Annotated in this window: 1 protein-coding gene; it reads left to right on the top strand. The window is 70.9% G+C overall.

Going from position 1 to position 1,074, the window contains the following annotated elements; translation table 11 throughout:
- Positions 1–92 precede the first annotated feature (92 nt).
- Positions 93–1,074 (top strand): adenosine deaminase (locus tag DQW06_RS26865; RefSeq protein WP_117199539.1); only part of this gene is annotated, 982 nt, incomplete at its 3' end.

Here is a 1,074-nt window from a genome sequence, read left to right as displayed (position 1 = left end):
CCCACAACCCACACCGATCCGGCCGGGGCACCCCCACCCATCAGCCACAATGGCCAACACACAACCCCGACCGCGAAGGCACGAGCACCACCATGCCCATCCCCAAGGCCGAACTCCACGTCCACATCGAAGGCACCCTGGAACCCGAACTGGCCTTCGCCCTGGCCCGACGCAACGGCCTGACCCCGCCCCACCCCGACGTCGACTCCCTGCGCCGCGCCTACTCCTTCACCGACCTGCAGTCCTTCCTGGACCTGTACTACGCCCTCATGGACGTCCTGCGCACCGAGGCCGACTTCACCGACCTGGCCACCGCCTACCTCGACCGCGCCGCCGCCCAGGGCGTACGCCACGCCGAGATCTTCTTCGACCCCCAGGCCCACACCGGCCGCGGCATCAGCCTGGACACGGTCGTCAACGGCCTCACGGCCGCCCTGAACACCAGCGAACACACCCACAACATCAGCACCAGCCTGATCCTGTGCTTCCTGCGCGACCGCCCCGCCGCCGAAGCCCTGGACACCCTCCACCAGGCCCGACCCCACCTGGAACACATCAGCGCCGTCGGCCTGGACTCGGCCGAGGTCGGCCACCCGCCCGAGAAGTTCACCGAGGTCTTCGCCGCCGCCCGCGACCTGGGCCTGCGCCGCGTCGCCCACGCCGGAGAGGAGGGCCCCGCCTCCTACATCTGGCAGGCCCTCAACCTCCTGGGCGCCGAACGCATCGACCACGGCATCCGCTGCCTGGAGGACCCCGACCTGGTCACCCACCTGGCCGCCACCCAGACCCCGCTGACCGTGTGCCCGCTGTCCAACGTGCGCCTGCGCGCCGTGCCCGACCTGGCCCAGCACCCCCTGCCCGCCCTGATGGAGGCCGGACTGCTGGTGACCGTCAACTCCGACGACCCCTCCTACTTCGGCGGCTACGTCCACGACAACTACCAGGCCCTGCACACCCACCTGGGCCTGGGCGCCGAGCAGCTGCGCCAACTGGCCCGCAACTCCTTCACCGCCTCCTTCCTCACCCCCCAGCGCAAGGCCCAGCTCATCGCCGAGGTCGACGCCCACCCCCACC

It is taken from the genome of Nocardiopsis sp. TNDT3, from assembly GCF_003427465.1.
Lineage (GTDB): Bacteria > Actinomycetota > Actinomycetes > Streptosporangiales > Streptosporangiaceae > Nocardiopsis > Nocardiopsis dassonvillei.
The sequence above is the reverse complement of the archived record's forward strand: the minus strand, read 5'-3'. Positions and strand labels throughout refer to the sequence as shown.